The organism is Sphingobium xenophagum, assembly GCF_002288285.1.
Lineage (GTDB): Bacteria > Pseudomonadota > Alphaproteobacteria > Sphingomonadales > Sphingomonadaceae > Sphingobium > Sphingobium xenophagum.
Map to the genome: position 1 here is coordinate 660,745 of NZ_CP022746.1, position 17,255 is coordinate 677,999.

The window sequence follows — 17,255 nt, forward strand, 5'->3', positions numbered from 1 at the left end:
ATGCCGCCGGATCGTTGGTCCGGCGGCATTATCAAGTCAGTAGCAGGCGCTCAGAATTTCTGGCCGAAGCGGATGCCGAAAAATTGCGGCTTGATGGTGAAGGTACGCGACGACCCGGAACAGAAGTCGATCGAACAGAAGGTATTTTTGGTCAGCTGACCGCGCTTGTCGAAGGCGTTCTGGATGAACAGCGTCACGCTCCAACTGTCCTTCTTGATGCCGCCGGAAAAGTCGAAGCTGACAAAGCCCTTTGTGTTGCCGAGCAGCGCATTATTATCGACGTTCAGATCCTGGGTCGCTCCGGTCTGGTAGAGCGCCGCGCCCTGCACATAGGCGCTATAGTCGCCCATATAGGTGTCGTAGCGGATGGATGTCGTGCCCTTGAACTTGGGCTGGCGTGGCAGGCGGGTGCCATTGGCAGCAGCGACCTGCGGCGTTGGTGGGCTGGATTCGGGCACATCCTGACCTAGCGTACAGCTCGATAGTTGGGAGATGGTCGATGTATCTTTGTCCAGCGCGAAGTTGCAGAAATTGCCCTTGAGCTTACCGTCATTATAGGCACCGGAGGTCGAGATCGTCACCTTGCCCAGCTTCAGGTCGGCATCATATTCGATACCCTTGACCACCGCCTTGCCCGCATTGCCGGTCATGCCCGCACCCTGCGCACCCGACACCACGACACCATATTGGATATTATTCCATTTCTCATAATAGACCGCTGCATTGAAGCGGAAGATGTTGTTCCAGGTCGTTTTGACGCCGAGTTCGAAATTGGTGAGCGTTTCGGACTTGAACGGAGCGACATCGACCGGGCCGAAGTTGCGGATGCGCAGTGGACGATTGAAACCGCCGGGGCGGAAGCCGGTGGAATAATTGAAATAGACCATCTTGTTGGGCTGGAACTGCCAGTCGAGCGCGACCTTGTGCGTTTCGCCATCTTCCTTATAGCGCCCGGTCTGGTCGGTCGCGCGGAAATTGGTGTTGAGGCATTGCAGCCGCTCGGCTGGGAGCGGAGTCGGGCAACCCATTTCCCCGGTCGGGACAAAGACCGACGTGACCGTATTCGCCGCAGACCCTGCGACACCGGCAAAGCCCTTGACCGCATAATCGGTCCAGAAATAACGAATGCCGCCGGTCAGTTTCAGTGTCGGCGTGATATTATAATGGCCTTCGGCGAAGATCGCCTTGTCATGATAAAGCTGGTTCTGCTCGACAGCGTAGAAGCCATCGCCCTTTACCGCCTGTGTCCCCAGCAGCATCGTGCCAAGCGGATTGCCGTTGGGGTTGATAACCGTGTCGGTGAAGTAAGGTACGCTATCATCCGCGGTGTCGGGTATTCCATCCTGATCATAATCGATCGCGAACATCGCCGGTACGCCGATCAGGCCACCTGCCACATCGCCGCCGCCGGTCTGGGTATAGCCCGTGATCGTATCCAGCCCGCGAATGGCATAATAGGTGTTCGTCTTATTTTTCTGCCGCTGATAGAAACCGCCGATCGTCACGTCGAACGGCCAATCCTTGGGCGTCGAAAGGCGTAATTCCTGGGTAAATTTGTTGCGGTGTGTATCGGCATGATAATATTGCGTCGGGTCGATCAGCGAACATTGCTGTGATGCGCCCGACCCGGTGCAATTATCGAAAAATTGCAAATAGCTTTCGTAGCCCGGCCCGAAACCGTCATAAGTGACTGTATAATAAGTATAATCGTTGAGAGTTCGCGTCCTACGTTTGAAATAGCCGGTAGCCGAAACAATATCCCAGTCGCCGATATGACCATGGATGCTGAGCGCCGCCTGATACCAGCGATCGTCATTCCTGGTCTTGTCATAATCATGCACTTCCAGATCGCCGACACGCGGATCGAAGCCGAAATAGCCGTTGGCGACCTGCTTTTGCGCGGTGATTTCCGGCGCGACCGACCATCCATCCACCGGCTCCCACAGCAATTGGACGCGACCGCCAAATTCCTTGATACTATTATAGTCATCCTTGGCGATGTCGGAATTGTCGAGATTGAAGAAGGTCGCCGGGTTTTCGTCCCCCAGCGTATAAACGGCCGGATCGCCATTGTTGAGCAGACCGTTATTGGGCCTATTGTCGATATAGCCACCATCACGCCGGTAATAGCCCATGGCGCGGACCGCCAATGTGTCGCTTAACGGCACGTTGATGTAGGATTCCAGTTGGCCGCCAAAGTCACCCTTGCCATATTTATTGGCCTCGACATCGTAGCCGAACTCGAACTTGTCCATATTGGGCTTGTTGGTGATGATGCGGATGGTGCCGGCCAGCGATCCCGCGCCATAAAGCGTGCCCTGCGGCCCGGCCAGCGCTTCTACGCGCTCCAGATCATAGGCATGGATGTCGGGCACTTCCGTGCCCGTGATTGGAATGTCGTTCAGATAATAGCCGACCGAGGCATAGGCGCCGCCCGCTGGCACGATGCCGCGGAAAAAGGCGGTGTTGCGGCCTGGCCCGATCCCCTCGAACGATACGGATGGCAACAGCGTGGCGAAATCGCTCAAGCCCTTGACCTGCCGCTCCGCCAGCGTTTCAGCACCCAGCGCCTGCATGGAAATCGGCACTTTCTGGATGCTCTGCGCACTGCGGGTCGCCGTGACGACGATTTCAGTGAGGCCACCGCCCGCTTCATCGGCAGGTGATGTCATGGCTGGATCAGCGGCTTGGTCAGCAACGGCACTGGCCGCGCGCGCCATACCTGTAGCGCCCAGCCCGGCCAATATGGTGGTCACGCCCAATATCTTCACAAGTTGCGACCGGCGACGAGACGGAATTTTCATAGTGTTGGACTCCCCCTTTAAAAGATGCCCTCCACTCTCCCAAAATCGCGGTTATCCCGCGCGATTATGACGCATTGCAGCGTATTTTCAGCTAGCGTGTCACAACCCGAATTTCGCAAGGGCAAAACAGCCCCACGACCGGAAACGGCGCACGCCTCCAGACCTGCCGAACGACGGCATGGCATCACAATTTACCTGTATACCCCTTGGACTTTCGCTATTTCGTACGCTTGTCCAAGTTTGATAATGCTGTAACGATGGCAGGAGTCAACAGCCTAATTTTACTGTTCCCGCCCTTCGGTCGCTCCTGTTGTTGCGCAACTGCAATATCCTGTTCATTGTGCAAACGAGAAAGGAAGTAAAAGCCTCCATGGACGCTGCTTCGCACCCGCCGGTCTCCCCTTCCCGCGCACTGAACGTGGCGGTGGATCGCGCTGCCAAGCTGCTGGACACCCGGCCGGCAGAGGCTTTGGTGCATGCAGAAGAGATACTGACAAGAGCCCCCGGCCTGCCGCCCGCCGAACTGGTCGCTGCCCAGGCTTTGCGGCGCTTGGGCCAGTCAGATGCCGCTCTCTCGCGGCTTGCAGCGCTTGCCCGTCGCCAGCCGAACGTGGCCGCCCTGTTATGGGAACTCGCACAGGCAGCAAGCGAAACGGGCGATAGTGCGCAGGCTATCGCCGCGCTGGAACGCCTGGTCCGCCAACAAGCCGGTGTGGCGAGCGGCTGGTTCCTGCTGGCGCGCGAATTGCGGAAAGTCGGCCGTGACGACCAGGCATGGCGCGCAGACCTGTCGGGCATCCATGCCTCGTCGCGCGATCGCGATCTGCTTGAAGCAGCGGTGGCAATGAATGAGGGGCGCCTGAACGATGCCACAGCGATTCTGGATGCGCGGCTTGCCCGGTTGCCGGACGATCCCGCCGCTGCGCGGTTGCTGGGCGAAATTCACTGGCGTCGCGGGGATATGAGCGCGGCCCTGATATTGGTCGAACGGGCCGTGGCGACCGCGCCGGGGTTCGATCTGGCGCGCGATTTCCTGATCCGGCTGCTGCTCCAGAACAACCGCCTGACCGATGCGCTCGCCCATGCGGATGTTCTGGCGCAATCCCCGCTCGACAATCCGGGCTATGCGCTGCTGCGTGCTTCGGTGCTTGTGCGGCTGGGTGATCAGGCGCAGGCGGCAGCCATTTATCAAAGGCTGCTAGCGCAAAAGCCGGATCAGCCGCAGCTCTGGCAGAATCTGGGCCATGCGCTCAAGACGGTGGGGCGGCAGGCGGACGCAATTCATGCCTATCGCCAGGCGGTGCGCTATCTGCCGACCATGGGCGAAGCCTGGTGGAGCCTTGCCAATCTCAAGACCGTCAAGCTCGACGCAGCGGATATTGCCGTAATGGAACAGGCGCTGTCGATGCTGGCGCCGGAGGCGGCGGCACGGAGCGAGGACATCTTCCACCTCCATTTCTCACTCGGCAAGGCGCTGGAGGATGCGCACGATTATGCCGCTTCCTTTGGTCATTATGATCGCGGCAACAGCCTGCGCCGCTCGCTACTATCCTATGATGCCGATGAATTTGCCGCGGAAGTCAAGGCAACGGAAGCCTGCTTTACTGCCGCCTTCCTCACGCGAATGGGAACGGGCGGCGCCGCTGCGCCCGATCCCGTCTTTGTGGTCGGCCTTCCCCGGTCCGGCTCCACGCTGGTCGAACAGATACTCTCCAGCCACAGTCAGGTTGAGGGGACGATGGAACTGCCGGAGATGATGATCATCGCCAGCCGTCTGCAATCGCGCATCGACGAAGGCGAATTCCCCGATTTCGCCACGATGATCATGTCGCTGACCCCAGCCGACCGGCAACGGCTGGGCGAAGAATATATCGATCGCACCCGCGTTCACCGCCAGAGCGACAAGCCCCGTTTCATCGACAAAATGCCCAATAATTGGCAGCATGTTGGCCTGATCCGGCTGATCCTGCCGAACGCCAAGATCATTGACGCGCGTCGCCATCCGATGGGCTGCTGCTTTTCGGGATGGAAACAGCATTTCGCCCGCGGTCAGGCCTTTACTTACGATTTGAGCGAGATCGGTCGCTATTATCGCGATTATGTGGCGCTGATGAGCGCGTTCGATGCGGCTGCGCCCGGCCATGTCCACCGTGTGCATTATGAACATATGGTCGCCGACACGCCCGGCGAAGTCGCGCGGCTGCTCGACTATCTCGGCCTGCCGTTCGAGGAGGCATGCCTTGCCTTCTGGCGGACGGAGCGGGCAGTTCGCACCGCGAGTTCGGAACAGGTGCGTCAGCCGATCTTCACTGATGGCGTCGATCATTGGCGGCATTTCGCGCCCTGGCTCGGTCCTCTGGAAGAGGCGCTGGGACCGGAAATCGCAGCCTATCCGGCCTGACGCTCCCGCCCTATGATCCCACTGACATTGGCGACCGCGAAACTCACCCCATGAAGATTGCGCCGCTGTTCAACGCCGGGAATCGGCCGCGGATGTCCGCTGGCATGGATGACCCCTTCCGTCACAGAATAGATTCCACGCGGGCAATCCCAATCGAGGGTGACGCCCAGTACCCCGTCGAGACTGCCCGGATAGCAGGCCTGTCCGTCAACATCGCGCGCCGCGACAATCTGAATTTCTGCAACCCTGGCCCGCTCCACTACCGCCGCAAAAGCCGCGCTGTGCGCCAGATTGACGGTCCCAAGACTGAGATTGATCAGATCGACCCGCGCCTCGACCGCCAGATCAATCGCGCTGACCAGTGCCCGCGCACTGGCGCGAAGCGCCGCATGAAAGACCCGGATCGGCAGGCATAAGGCATCGGGCGCCTGATCCATGATGGCAGCGGTTACGGCCGTGCCATGGCCCAGGTCGTCCAGCGTATCGCCTTGGGTAAAGCTGCCATCGCGCGCCACGGAAAATCCCGGCAATAGACGCGCGGCATCAATATGCGGATGGTCGGGATGCACCCCGCTGTCGATGATCGCGATCCGTACCGGATCAGGCATGAACCGGCTCGCCGCGCCGCTCTACCCTGGCGCGCCCGTCCGTCAGCGTCACGATCATGTCGGCCAGCTGCGCCATGGCAGGCTTGTGCGTGATGATGATGATGGTCGCATCGGGCAACGCCCCGCGCAGCCGACCAGCTATCAATTGCTCCGTTTCCCCGTCCAGCGCCGATGTCGGCTCGTCGAGTATCAGGATGCTGGGCGAGCGCAGCAATGCCCGCGCGAGAACGATCCGTTGCCGCTCCCCCGCCGACAATGCCATGCCACGCTCCCCGCCCGCGTGTCGTACCCCAGCGGCAGCCGCGCGATAAAATCGTCCAGCCCCGCCGCATGGGCCGCAGCTTCTATCTGGGCCTGTCGCACATCCGGAAGCGCAAAGCCGATATTCGCCGCGATCGTATCGTTGAACAGATAGGGCGACTGGTCGACCAGAATGATCTCCCGCCGCACATCGTCAAGCACATAGTCGCGCAGGTTACGGTCATTGACCATCACGCGCCCGGCATCGGGATCAAGATAGCGCACCATCAGGTCCGCCATGGTCGATTTGCCCACCCCGCTCGGTCCAAGAATCGCGCACAGGCTGCCCGCTGCTATCGTCAGGTCTATTTCGCGCAGCACGACATCACGATCATAACGCATCGCCACCCGGTCGAACCGGATCACTTGCGCCCGCTCCAGCGGCACTGGATCGGCGCACTCGACCACATCGGCCCTGGTATCGAACAGTTCGAATATCCGCCCCAGCGACACCCGTGCCGACGCGAGGCCAGACGTCAGCCCCATCAGCGTCTGGATCGGCGATAGCAGCCGCATATGATAGGTCATGAACGCGACCAGCGTACCGATGCTCATGCCATCTTCGATGATGCGCCAGCCGCCATAGAGGATCACCGCCGATGTCGCGGCGGTCATCAGCGTGCCGGGCAACGCGCCAGTCATGTAGGAGGCGACCTGCATCCGCAACATTGCGCCGACAAAGGCATCATTCTTCCGCTGGAAGCGTCCGACTTCATGCTCGCCTGCGCGTAGCGAAGCGACCACCCGCATACCCATGACCGTATCGACCAGCAAGCTACCCAGGTCCGCGCCCTTTTCCCGCATGTCACGGGTCAGCGCGGTCAACCGCCGCTGATAATATGCGAATGTCGCGAGACTTGCCGGGACCAGCACGACGCTTACCAGGAACAACCGCCAGTCGAGCCACAGCATCATGGCAACGCAGCCGACGAAGAAGAGCAGGTTGCTGACGACCGATAGCATAGTGTCGGACGCGATCCGCTGCACATCGCTTACGTCGCTGTTCATCCGCGATACGAGGTCGCCCAGCCGGAAGCTGCCGTAAAAGCGTGGCGAAAGCGTCTGGAGATGGCGCAGTAGGGCTGCGCGAATATCATAGAGCATCGCCGCCGACAGGGCGACATAGCGATAGCTGGCGAGGATATTGACCGCGAACCCGGCAACGGTCACGCCAATCATGATCGCGGCGATCCGCACCAGCGCGCCCATATCACGTCGCAAAAGCGCCTGGTCGATCATCAGTTTGGACAGATAGGGCTGCGCCAGCCCCAGCGCGGTCGACACAAGGCTGATCGCCAAAACGACCATCAGCGCGCCGCGATAGGGCCGCAGGAAGGGGCTTAGTCGCTTGTAAGCGCTCCAGTCGGCAACCGGCGTGGGCGTTGTGCCACTCATGCCGCCTGCCGCCGGGGCACCAGCCGGAACCCGTCCAGCACGAAGGCTGGCTCCGGCATCTTTGCCAGCAGGCCGGTGCACCAGCGATGCCCGTCCATCAATGCATCATGCTGCGCCCGCCACCAGTCACCCGTCCCGCCGCTGGCATAGAATTGCGCGCAGAGCGCCAGATGCCGCCGCATCGCCGCAATCAGCATTGACTGATAATGGGTCAGCAATGCCGCGCGATCGCCGCCCTCTGCAATGCCGATCAGCACGGCGGAGGCCAGTATCGCCTCCCGCACAGATTGCGCGGTGCCATCGCCACAGAGTGGATCGAAGCCCAATGCTGCGGTTCCGCAGGCCAGCCAGTCGTCGCCGCACAGGGGCAGATGCAGGCGCGGTGCTGCGAGAAAGGGCATGGAGGCCGCCCCGACGGCGTCGACCACTGGCGCAATCAATCCGCTCTGCGCCAGCAGGTCGTCCAGAGGCCCGCCTACCCCCAGCAACCAGCCTTCCCCCGTTCCGGCGGGCACCAGAAACAGCCAGCCATCCGGTACCGCCTCTACCCTGCCCTCCTGCGCGCAAGCCGGGTCACGCAAGCGTATCTTCGCGGCGACGGCGTTGCGATCACCAAAGATACGCATCTTGCCCGATGGCTGCGGCAGCGCGGCGTGAATGGAGAAATCGACCGGCACGGGGCCGGCGGCAGGTTTGTCGCTGGCCAACGCCGCCTGCACCGCTTCTTCCGACACCAGAGCCGCGCTGTGGGGGACCGCCACCGGCGCACCGCCCCAAGCGATCACTCGACGCTTGATCCTAGGGCTATCGGCAAAGAGGCCGGGCCGCCCGAACACGTCGCGCAGTAGCGCCAGAGCGGGATCGCTCAACAGGATCGTCGGCACCGGCGTGCGATGAGCGGCTTCGCTTGCGACCCGAAGGCCCGCTCCATGCAATAGATGTGCGCATGTCGTCGCCGCAATCCCGCTGCCCCGGATGCCGACGATCAAGCGCCTTTGGCTCATTCCACTGCGACCATGCCTGCGCCAGTGGTGTCATAGCCCAGATCCAGCGTCACCTCATGCTTGAGCGTTCGGGCGTCATAGACTTCCAGATCATAGCTCGCGCCGTAAATATATAGTTTCGCGCCATCGATGGACATGCCCAGGCGGAAACGCGACCGGCATGGGAACTCTGCCTTGTCGACCACGGCATTGCTGGCCATGTCCATATGCCAGAATTCGCAGCGCTTATTGCCATATTTGCCGTTGGTGACGACGGTGTAGGCCTGCTTGCCGTCGGGCGTAACCTGTAGTCCGGCCATCGCGTCTGGGGCAGGGCCGATCGGGGTAAAATCAAACTGCCGGGTCGACAAATCGAAGCGCGCCAGGCCGAACATCTTGTTATGGACATAGGTGTCGGCGGCATTGAACAGCGCCACATATTGCCCCGGTGTACGGATGGCGTCCAACGTGCCGCCAAAGCCGACATTTTCCATGCCGGCGCCTTCCGGCTTGGCCAGGTCGATCCGGTCCGTCACCTTGAGCGTCGTCAGGTCGATGATCGCGACCTTTTCCCCGAAGGCGTAGAGCGTTTTGCCGTCTGGCGACACTTTATACCCCGCGCGCCAGCTGCCAGAACGTTCATCCTCCTTGTCGAGCTCGGCCGTGCGGACAACCTTTTGCTGTTTCAGGTCGATGACGCCATACATGGGCTTGCTGACGGTATAGCGGTCTATGCCCTTATCGAATTTGGAGAGGACGGTGTAGAAATAGCGACCCGTAGGATCGGGCACTCCGCCCCAGAAACGATAGCGGGTGGTGCCGTCATTCAGGCTGAATTTGTTGATCACCTTGCGCGTCGCGGTGTCGATCACCTCGATCCCGCCGGTGGTGATGGTTGTTACATAGATGCGCTTGCCATCGTCGGACAATTGCATCGACGTGGGCAGGCCGGTGTCCAGCTTGATCGTGCCGGTGACGGCCCCCTTGCTTTCTTCAAACACCAGCAGGCGGTCGGGATAGGAGCCCATGAACAGCGTAGCTGCGTGCATGGGCGCAGCGCCCAGCATCGCCAGGCCAGGGCCCAGCATCAGACGAAATTTATGCATGGCGGCCCTCATGGGAAAACGAGATCGAGATTGCGCCAATCCTTGGTCGCGGTAGCGCAGTTACTGGCCCAGTCGGGCGAGTAGTTGACATGATCGGGCACCTGAACCGGCCAGAAACAGGTGACGTAGCAATCATAAATATCGCGCTCGACCGGCTGGCACAGCCCCGCCGTCCCGCCACTGGCATCGACTTCCCAGCCGGGAGAGAAGGAGAGCGAACAACCCATCGGCACATGCGGACGCGGCGTCTGCTGAAGGGCGACGACATCCTCCTCCATGTCCGCATCAGGGGAAGCGGCTGCCTCCATCTGCGTCACGGCCTCGTCGATCCGCTGCGCCTTTTTATTGATGGCGCGAAGATGCTTCATGACAACCCCTTTCTCTCGGCGAAGCGTTCCAGGAAGCCCGGATTACGCACCGACAACACGCCGTAGATACGCAGGCAGGTGTCGGTCCACTGGCGTATCCAGTCGCAATAATGGAGGTTGGCGTGGCCGGTATCGCCATAGCGGACAAATGCTTCATGATGGCATCCGCCCGCACATAGCGGGCGCGCCCAGCAACTCTGGCAGTCATATTTCGCCTGGACATGCCCCTTGGCCAGGAAATCTCCCTGCTTGACGCGGTCGATGCCGATGGAGACATGCCCCATGCTATGCGTGTCAGCGTCCGTGAAGCGATGGCAGGGCGACAGGTCGCCCGACGGACTGACCCCCATCAGGCCCAGCCCCGCGCCGCAGGGGTGCGATTTGTTGACGCCTGAAATCAGCTCGCTGATCGTTTCGCTAACATTGGTGAAGCCGTGCGACTCCCCGCGCAGGGCATATTCCAGCCACTCGTCCGCTAGGCTGTTGAACTGCGCCAGCACGCTATCCATGCCGTTGCCGTCCAGAGAATAGGCGCGCGTCTCCCCCGTCGTCACCGGCGCGAAGCCGACCTCGTGGAAGCCCAGATCATCCTTCAGATGGCGGAAGATGCGGACGACATCGGTCACACCTTCGGTCAGCGTCACCCGCGCGGTGATGGCCCGCGTCTTGTGATGCGCGATCAGCGTGCGCAGGCGCGGCTCGATCGCCGCATAGCTGCCCTTGCCATTCTTGAAGACGCGATGCTTGTCCTGCAATTCCGGCGGGCCGTCCATCGATACGGTCACGCCGATGCGATTGTCCGACAGGAAGGTGACAATCTCCGGCGTCAGCAGCGTTGCGTTGGTCGTGAGGCTGTAGGTGATGTCCTTGCCGGCTGCGTTCGTAGCTTCATTAGCGTAGGCCACAACATCGCGTAACAGTTTGAAATTCATCAAGGTCTCACCACCAAAAAAGGTGATGTGTACCGACTTGCGGCCGATCGCCTCCGCGATCAGCAGATCGACCGACGCCATCGCCGTTTCAAGCGTCATATATTTGGGTTTGCCCGCTGGCGTCGCGATCTTGTCCGCGCCGAATTCGTAGCAATAAGTGCAGGCCAGATTGCACTGATTGGTGACGTTCAGCACCAGCGCCTGCAACGGAAAGTCCGCCGGAGGAGCTTGTGGCGCCTCTGCAACCGGCATGGCGTGGCCCAGATGGATGAGCCGCGCCTGCCGCAATTCGCGCACCAGCCCATCGGCTTCTTCCGCCGTGCTGCCTTCGGCTACCAATTCGCGCACGAGCGCTGCGTGAGTAAGTTCCTGTCCATCAAGACGGTCCAGAACCACACGGACATGGGTGTCGATTTCGAAGATGGCGCCCGCGCTTACCAGATAGACGAACTCGCTGCCGCCTGCGGCAAAGCCGTGATATTCCGCCCGGCGATAGGTGGGTGCCTGCATCACGGTCATTGCGACACCTCCGGTTGATCCCATTTCTGATAGGCAGGCACGGCGACGACCATGTAGGACCGGGCGGTCAGCGGCTTGCCGAACTTGTCCTTTTCGGCCTTGGCCGTGGCGACGACCCAAATATCGCCATAATTATTGCGACCAAAGCGGCGGGCGGGGTTCGGCCCCTCGCTATTGGGGGTGAAGAGCGCCGCGGGACTGAGCGTGCCGACATATTTGGCGTCATCATCATAATAGACCGCCAGATATTCCTGGGTCGACCAGGTGACGTCGACCGGCCCTACCGCAATGTCATCCGCCGTCCCCTGCTTGCCGTCGATGCCATTTTCGAAGCCTATCGCCTCGAACTGGGCGTAGCCTTTAGGGAATTTGATCCCGCCCAATCGCGACAGGGCGGTTTCCGGTGTCACCTTGATATAATCAATCTTGCTGTAGACCGGGAAAGCCTGTTCCAGCACCGCGCCACCGACCGCGACATTGCGCTGTCCCGACGCCGCCCCGGCGGCAACGTCGGCCATCACCACCAGTTCCTGCGGACTGGCCGACAGTATTCTGGTCGCGGTCACGCCCATGCCCAGATCAATGTAGGCGGGCGTAAGCGAAGCGGGCAGATTGTGGCCGACGATGCGGAACTGCGCGCCCCTGGTCCCGGCCTTCACCGAACCGGGGATGACGGCCAGCACCGCTGGCGCAGCCGTTGCGCGGGTCAATTTCACGTCCAGCCCGAATTCCTGATAATCGCCCCAATACCAGCGCCCCACCGCACTTTGCTGGTCCGGCGCGAACCACATTGTTTCGCGCGCGGCGCTACCCAGATCATCGGGCCTGCCAGCGACGGCCGCGCCTTTTGACGATCCGCGCCAACTATAACCGGCGTAAACGATGCCTGCCCCGCTGCGGTTCACCGACGCTCCATTGTTGAGCGAGCGCAGCACACTGCTGGTCAGGAATTCGTCCGCTGCCTTGCCGGGCTTGATACTGAAGCTGCCCACGAAACGCCCCTGCCCCGGCGCCGATGCCACGACCAGCCATTCGCCCACCAGACGCGGCACGCTCTGGCGCGATTGCCATGCGGCCCATTCGGGCGTGTGCAGCGGCGCGGCCTTCGCCAAATAGCCAAGCGCATATTCGCCGCGCAGCATCTTGTCCTTGGGATCGCGGCCCGCCGGTTGCTCGCTATCCTCGGCCGGGCGTCGATATTGAGCGTCCGCCTGCGAATACATGGCGACATGCAGATCCTGTAACTGCTTCCATTCCAGCTTCGACCGCCGCCAAGACAGGGGCTGGGCAAAGCTATGGCAGGCAGCGCACGCCCCGCGCATGGTTTCGTTCGGGATATTGGTCTCGTCGATCATCCGCTTTTCGGCCAGATACATGACCGGCAGCGCCTCTTGCGGGGCCAGGCCATGCGACGAGGAAAGGGATTTGACGATAGCGCGCGATTCTTCGGGCGTGATCGCCAGGCCATTCAACCGGACCATACGCTTGATCGCCTGCGACCAACCTTCAGGCGTGGTGCGGACCCAGCTGATCCGCGACAAATTCCCCTTGGCATCGGGCGCGTGGCAGGTGCCGCATTTTTCCTTGACCAGCGCGTCTGCGACCGGGATCCCCGGATCGCTTTCTTTCATAAGCGCGCCATCCGGCCCGCCATCGGCCTGCGCGAACAGGATTGACGTAGAAAACAGCGCCAGCAACCCGAATTTCGAGACCGTTACCCGCTTCACCCCGTTTCCCCCACAAGCACCATAAGATGCGCGAAACCCAAGCTCAGGCAGACGCACATCGTGCGCTATCGTTTCGGAAACGTATGGCGTTGTGTAAATCCGCCATAGGAAACTGGACAGCTATCAAGATTTTTTCAAACGGGCTGATCGGCCTCTTCCGACCCCCAATCGCAACACTTGCGCGAAGGGGTGCCACGCCGATCCCGGCATGAAAGCATCCTGAAATGGCCGCCCGGAATCAGCCGCGCCAAAACCCATCGCGCTACCCGACCGGGTTGTTTTCAGACCAGCATCTCGGCCGTCACCGGAAGTGATCTGATGCGTTTGCCGGTCGCGGCGTGGATGGCATTGATCAGCGCGGGAATGACTGGAGGCAGCGCGGGTTCGCCCAGGCCCGTGGGAGGGTAATCGGTCTTGACGAATTCGACATGGATGGTTGGCGTGTCGGGAATGCGTTGAAGCGGGTGGGTATCGAAATTGGCCTGCTCGATCGCTCCGGCGACCTGGGTGATGGCCTGCCCGGCGAGCGCCTGCCCCAGCCCTTCGATCACCGACCCCTGCACCTGATGCAGCGCATTGATGGGGTTGATGATATGGCCGCCGACATCGCCTGCAACCCAGACCGTCCTGACCTTCGGCACGCCATCGGCAACGGCTACCTCCACCACTTCGGCGAAATAGCCGGCATGGCTGTAATAAAAGGCAAAGCCCTTGCCCTGCCCCTTGGGCAACGCTGTGCGGTTCGCCCAGTCGCCCATGGCCAGCGCTTTTTCGATCACGCCCCTGGCGCGCGCGGTGACGAAGGGCGGGCGATTGGCTCCCTGACTGACCTGCGCAGTCTTGGACAGGAGTTCGAGCATCAGCGTAGGCAGATCCTTGCCCGCCGCCGCCGCGATCTCATCCATGAAAGCCTGATAGACGAAGGCCAGCGCATTGGAGCCGGGGGCGCGCAGCCAGCCGGTCGGCATGTTGGTGGACAGGAAACTTTGCTCGAACAGCACATGGTCGATCAGACCCGCAGGCAACTCACCGGGTGACAGTTCGGCCGACCGCACGGGCTTGCCGTCCTTGCCAAAGGTGATGAAATGATCGTGGAAGGCAGTCAGCGCCCCATCCTTGTTGAGCGCGGCACGGAAGCCGTGCCAGCCTGCCGGGCGATAGAAATCGCGGCCCATGTCGTCAGCGCGGGTGAAGAGCAGTTTGACTGGTACGCCCGGCACTTGCGCGGCGATGCGCGCCGCCTGCACCATATAGTCGTTCATCAGCCGCCGCCCGAAACCGCCGCCGATGCGGGAGAAATTGATGCGGATCTTCTCCGGCGGCAGGCCCAGCGCCTGTGCGACCAGTCCGCGCCCGCTCTCCGGATTCTGGGTCGGCGCCCAGATTTCGATGGCGCCATCCTTGAACAGGGCCGTGCAATTTTGCGGTTCCAGCGTGGCATGGGCGAGAAAGGGGTAGCTATAGTCTGCGGTCACGACCTTGTCCGCCGACGCGAAGGCGCCATCGACATCGCCAGTGCGGACGATATTGCCGTCCGCCTTGCCCTTCGCACGGGTCGCGGCCTGCGCGGCATAGCCCTGGGTCGAAAAGCCGGTGACCGCGCTGTCGTCCCACTCGACTTTCAGCGTCTCGCGCGCCTGATTGGCGGTCCACCAGCTTTTGGCGAGGATCGCGACACCATCATAGCCGGATTCAGGGGTGCCATCGCCCTTGATCGTCAGCACATGGGCAATGCCGGGCAGCGCGCGCACGGCGTCCAGATTGGCCGATTTGAACGTGCCGCCAAATGCCGGGCAGGTTTCCAGCACAGCATGGAGCATGCCCGGCAGCTTGACATCGATGCCGAACAGCGGCCTGCCCGCGACGATGGCAGGCGTGTCGACACCGCCGACCGACTGCCCGATGATATGGAAATTTGCCGGGTCTTTCAGTTTGAGCGTCGCGGGATCGGGGGCTGGCAGCTTCGCCGCTGCGCCTGCCAGTGTGGCGTACGGGATCGACTTGCCGGTTTTGGGGTCGGTCACCTTGCCGCTGCCGGTCGTCAGCATCTCTGCCGCAACGCCCCATTGCGCTGCTGCAGCGGCGACCAGCATCGCGCGCGCCGCCGCTCCAGCCTGCCGCATGGGCAGCCATTCACGCGGGGTCGTCCGGCTGCCGCCTGCGCTCTGCCCGCCGAAAATCTTGGCGTCGGCATGGGTTTGTTCGATGCTGACCTGCGCCCAGTCGACGTCCAGTTCCTCCGCGATGAGCATCGGCAGCATCGTCTTGGCGCCTTGGCCGATTTCAGCATTTTTCGCGCCGATGATGACGCGATTGTCCGGCAGGATGCGGATGAAGGCGTTGATGATGACCGGCGTGCCGTCCGCCGCCTTCGCGATCGGCACGGCAAGATCGAACAGCAATCCGCCGCCCGCGATCAGTGACGCGGAAATGAACCCGCGGCGGGAGAGTGTCGCGCGGCTCATGCCGCGGCCGCCTTGATCGCGGCGCGGATGCGGACATAGGTGGAGCAGCGGCACAGATTGCCGATCATCGCGGCGTCAATATCCTCGTCGGTGGGCTTGGGCGTCTGGCTGAGCAGCGCGGTTGCGCTCATAATCTGCCCGGCCTGGCAATAGCCGCATTGAGGGACGTCCTGGGCGATCCAGCTGGCGGCAATGCGCTTGCCAACGTCAGTGGCTGCCGCACCCTCGATCGTGGTGACCGCTGCGCCCTTCACATCGCCCAGCAGGGTCTGGCACGACCGCACCGCCTGTCCGTCGACATGAACAGTACAAGCGCCGCAAAGCCCGGCGCCGCAGCCGAATTTGGTGCCGACCAGGTCAAGATCCTCGCGCAACACCCATAGCAACGGCTTGGCCGGATCACCCTCCACCTGCCGCTTCTTGCCATTTACCGTCAGACTGATCGCCATGCCGCCCACCTTTGACTGTGTCGCGCGCATTAGATGCTGATCTGCAGCGATCTGTCCAGTCGGTTCAGCGCTGGGGCGGTGCGCCCTGCGCTTCGTCGATCATCCGTTGGACGGGCATGAACCGCGCAACCGGCACAACCTATTTTCGCCTGGCCGCCGCCGCTGCAAGACGGTCAAGCGCGCGGCGTTCTGCCGGGCTGGCGCTATTATAGGCTTCCTCCGCAACCAGGGCACGCCAGCGATCCAGGCGGGTGGGCGTGAATACGCCATTTGCGATCGCCATTTGGACCGCGCAACCCGGTTCGCTGTTGTGGGCGCAGTCCGAAAAGCGGCACTGCTCGGCGGCCTCGACAATGTCGGCGAACACAGCGGCAAGGCCCGACGCCACATCGGTAAGCTGCAATTCGCGCATCCCCGGCGTGTCGAGCAGCCAGCCGCCATGGTCCAGCCGATGCATTTCCCGCACTGTCGTGGTGTGCCGTCCGGTGTCGTCGGCTGTGCGGATGGCCTGGGTCGCGATAGTATCAGAGCCGCGCAATGTGTTGACCAGCGTGGATTTGCCGACGCCGGACGATCCGACAAGCGCGACCGTTTGACCCATGCCACACCAGCGCGACAGGCGGGCGGCGCTGGCGGGGTCTTTGCCATTGATGCTTTCCACCTCCAATCCCGGCTGCAAATCGCGCGCCGCCGCTGCGAAAGCCTCTGGCTTGTCGGTCAGATCGGTCTTGGTCAGGACGATTACGGGATGAACCCCTACGTCGCGCGCCAGGATCAGATAACGCTCCAGCCGGGGAATGCTGAAATCCTGATTGCAGGAGGCGACGATGAACAGCGTATCGACATTGGCAGCGATCAACTGCGTTTTCTGGTCACCACCCGGCGCGCGCCGTTTGAACAGGTTGGCGCGCTGCAAGATATGCGTGATCTGGCAAGTGGCGCTGTCGACAAGCACCCAGTCGCCGACAGTGGGATGATCCTCCGCCGCCAAGCCGTCGCCAAAGCCGGGCTGAATGTCTAGAGCCCCACCCTCGCCAGCGACCACGATCTTACCGCGATGCACGGCCATAACGCGAAACGGCCTGGACCCGCTATCGCCCAATTCTGACATTTGCGCGCTGAAAAACGGGCGCCAGCCAAGTTCGTCCAGGGTCTTATCAACGGAGTCCATAATTGCTGCATGCCGCTCAAATGGCGG

General features: G+C 61.7%; 11 protein-coding genes and 1 pseudogene. 1 reads left to right on the plus strand and 11 read right to left on the minus strand.

The annotated features are described in order from the left end of the window. Positions 1-50 precede the first annotated feature (50 nt). Positions 51-2,804, minus strand: a complete 2,754-nt coding sequence (locus CJD35_RS17830) for a TonB-dependent receptor (RefSeq protein ID WP_026002431.1) — start codon at positions 2,802-2,804, stop codon at positions 51-53. A gap of 370 nt (positions 2,805-3,174) precedes the next feature. Between CJD35_RS17830 and CJD35_RS17835 the strand changes: the two genes are divergently transcribed. Further along, positions 3,175-5,205 (plus strand): tetratricopeptide repeat-containing sulfotransferase family protein, encoded by a 2,031-nt coding sequence (locus CJD35_RS17835; RefSeq protein WP_019052329.1) that lies wholly within the window; start codon positions 3,175-3,177, stop codon positions 5,203-5,205. Here the strand turns inward: CJD35_RS17835 and qhpE are convergent. The 10 genes and pseudogenes from qhpE to rsgA all read right to left on the minus strand — a co-directional run bounded on the left by qhpE (position 5,193) and on the right by rsgA (position 17,228). Further along, on the minus strand, positions 5,193-5,813 hold the full coding sequence (gene qhpE / locus CJD35_RS17840) for a subtilisin-like serine protease QhpE (RefSeq protein ID WP_017181224.1): 621 nt from the start codon (positions 5,811-5,813) through the stop codon (positions 5,193-5,195). The two genes, CJD35_RS17835 and qhpE, sit on opposite strands and share 13 nt — an antisense overlap. Beyond that, positions 5,806-7,508, minus strand: a pseudogene (locus CJD35_RS17845) (ABC transporter ATP-binding protein). Before CJD35_RS17845 ends, qhpE begins: the two are co-directional and overlap by 8 nt. Beyond that, positions 7,505-8,512: a hypothetical protein gene (locus CJD35_RS17850; RefSeq protein WP_017181226.1), complete on the minus strand. Its 1,008-nt coding sequence runs from the start codon at positions 8,510-8,512 to the stop codon at positions 7,505-7,507. The pseudogene CJD35_RS17845 and the gene CJD35_RS17850 overlap by 4 nt, the downstream one beginning before the upstream one ends. Next, positions 8,509-9,597, minus strand: coding sequence for a YncE family protein (locus CJD35_RS17855; RefSeq protein WP_017181227.1), 1,089 nt, complete (start codon positions 9,595-9,597; stop codon positions 8,509-8,511). The genes CJD35_RS17850 and CJD35_RS17855 overlap by 4 nt, the downstream gene beginning before the upstream one ends. An 8-nt stretch (positions 9,598-9,605) precedes the next feature. After that, the gene (gene qhpC / locus CJD35_RS17860) at positions 9,606-9,965 is read right to left on the minus strand and encodes a quinohemoprotein amine dehydrogenase subunit gamma (protein WP_017181228.1); all 360 of its coding nucleotides are present in this window, start codon (positions 9,963-9,965) and stop codon (positions 9,606-9,608) included. Next, on the minus strand, positions 9,962-11,416 hold the full coding sequence (gene peaB / locus CJD35_RS17865) for a quinohemoprotein amine dehydrogenase maturation protein (RefSeq protein WP_017181229.1): 1,455 nt from the start codon (positions 11,414-11,416) through the stop codon (positions 9,962-9,964). The genes qhpC and peaB overlap by 4 nt, the downstream gene beginning before the upstream one ends. After that, entirely contained in the window at positions 11,413-13,143 is a 1,731-nt protein-coding gene (gene peaA, locus CJD35_RS17870) for a quinohemoprotein amine dehydrogenase subunit alpha (RefSeq protein WP_019052327.1), read from the minus strand. The genes peaB and peaA overlap by 4 nt, the downstream gene beginning before the upstream one ends. A gap of 281 nt (positions 13,144-13,424) precedes the next feature. Beyond that, positions 13,425-15,608 carry a xanthine dehydrogenase family protein molybdopterin-binding subunit gene (locus tag CJD35_RS17875; protein ID WP_017181231.1) on the minus strand — a complete coding sequence of 728 codons (2,184 nt, stop codon included), beginning with the start codon at positions 15,606-15,608 and terminating at the stop codon, positions 13,425-13,427. Continuing rightward, a complete protein-coding gene (locus CJD35_RS17880; RefSeq protein ID WP_026002074.1) occupies positions 15,605-16,057 on the minus strand; it encodes a (2Fe-2S)-binding protein in 453 nt (150 codons plus the stop codon). The genes CJD35_RS17875 and CJD35_RS17880 overlap by 4 nt, the downstream gene beginning before the upstream one ends. 139 nt (positions 16,058-16,196) lie before the next feature. Further along, positions 16,197-17,228, minus strand: a complete 1,032-nt coding sequence (gene rsgA, locus CJD35_RS17885) for a ribosome small subunit-dependent GTPase A (RefSeq protein WP_017181233.1) — start codon at positions 17,226-17,228, stop codon at positions 16,197-16,199. Between the last annotated feature and the right edge of the window lie 27 nt (positions 17,229-17,255).

Coding starts and splice junctions, on each gene's coding strand:
- CJD35_RS17830 (WP_026002431.1), bottom strand. CDS start 2,804: ATGAAAATTCCGTCTCGTCGCCGGTCGCAACTTGTGAAGATATTGGGC.
- CJD35_RS17835 (WP_019052329.1), top strand. CDS start 3,175: ATGGACGCTGCTTCGCACCCGCCGGTCTCCCCTTCCCGCGCACTGAAC.
- qhpE (WP_017181224.1), bottom strand. CDS start 5,813: ATGCCTGATCCGGTACGGATCGCGATCATCGACAGCGGGGTGCATCCC.
- CJD35_RS17850 (WP_017181226.1), bottom strand. CDS start 8,512: ATGAGCCAAAGGCGCTTGATCGTCGGCATCCGGGGCAGCGGGATTGCG.
- CJD35_RS17855 (WP_017181227.1), bottom strand. CDS start 9,597: ATGCATAAATTTCGTCTGATGCTGGGCCCTGGCCTGGCGATGCTGGGC.
- qhpC (WP_017181228.1), bottom strand. CDS start 9,965: ATGAAGCATCTTCGCGCCATCAATAAAAAGGCGCAGCGGATCGACGAG.
- peaB (WP_017181229.1), bottom strand. CDS start 11,416: ATGACCGTGATGCAGGCACCCACCTATCGCCGGGCGGAATATCACGGC.
- CJD35_RS17875 (WP_017181231.1), bottom strand. CDS start 15,608: ATGAGCCGCGCGACACTCTCCCGCCGCGGGTTCATTTCCGCGTCACTG.
- CJD35_RS17880 (WP_026002074.1), bottom strand. CDS start 16,057: ATGGCGATCAGTCTGACGGTAAATGGCAAGAAGCGGCAGGTGGAGGGT.
- rsgA (WP_017181233.1), bottom strand. CDS start 17,228: ATGGACTCCGTTGATAAGACCCTGGACGAACTTGGCTGGCGCCCGTTT.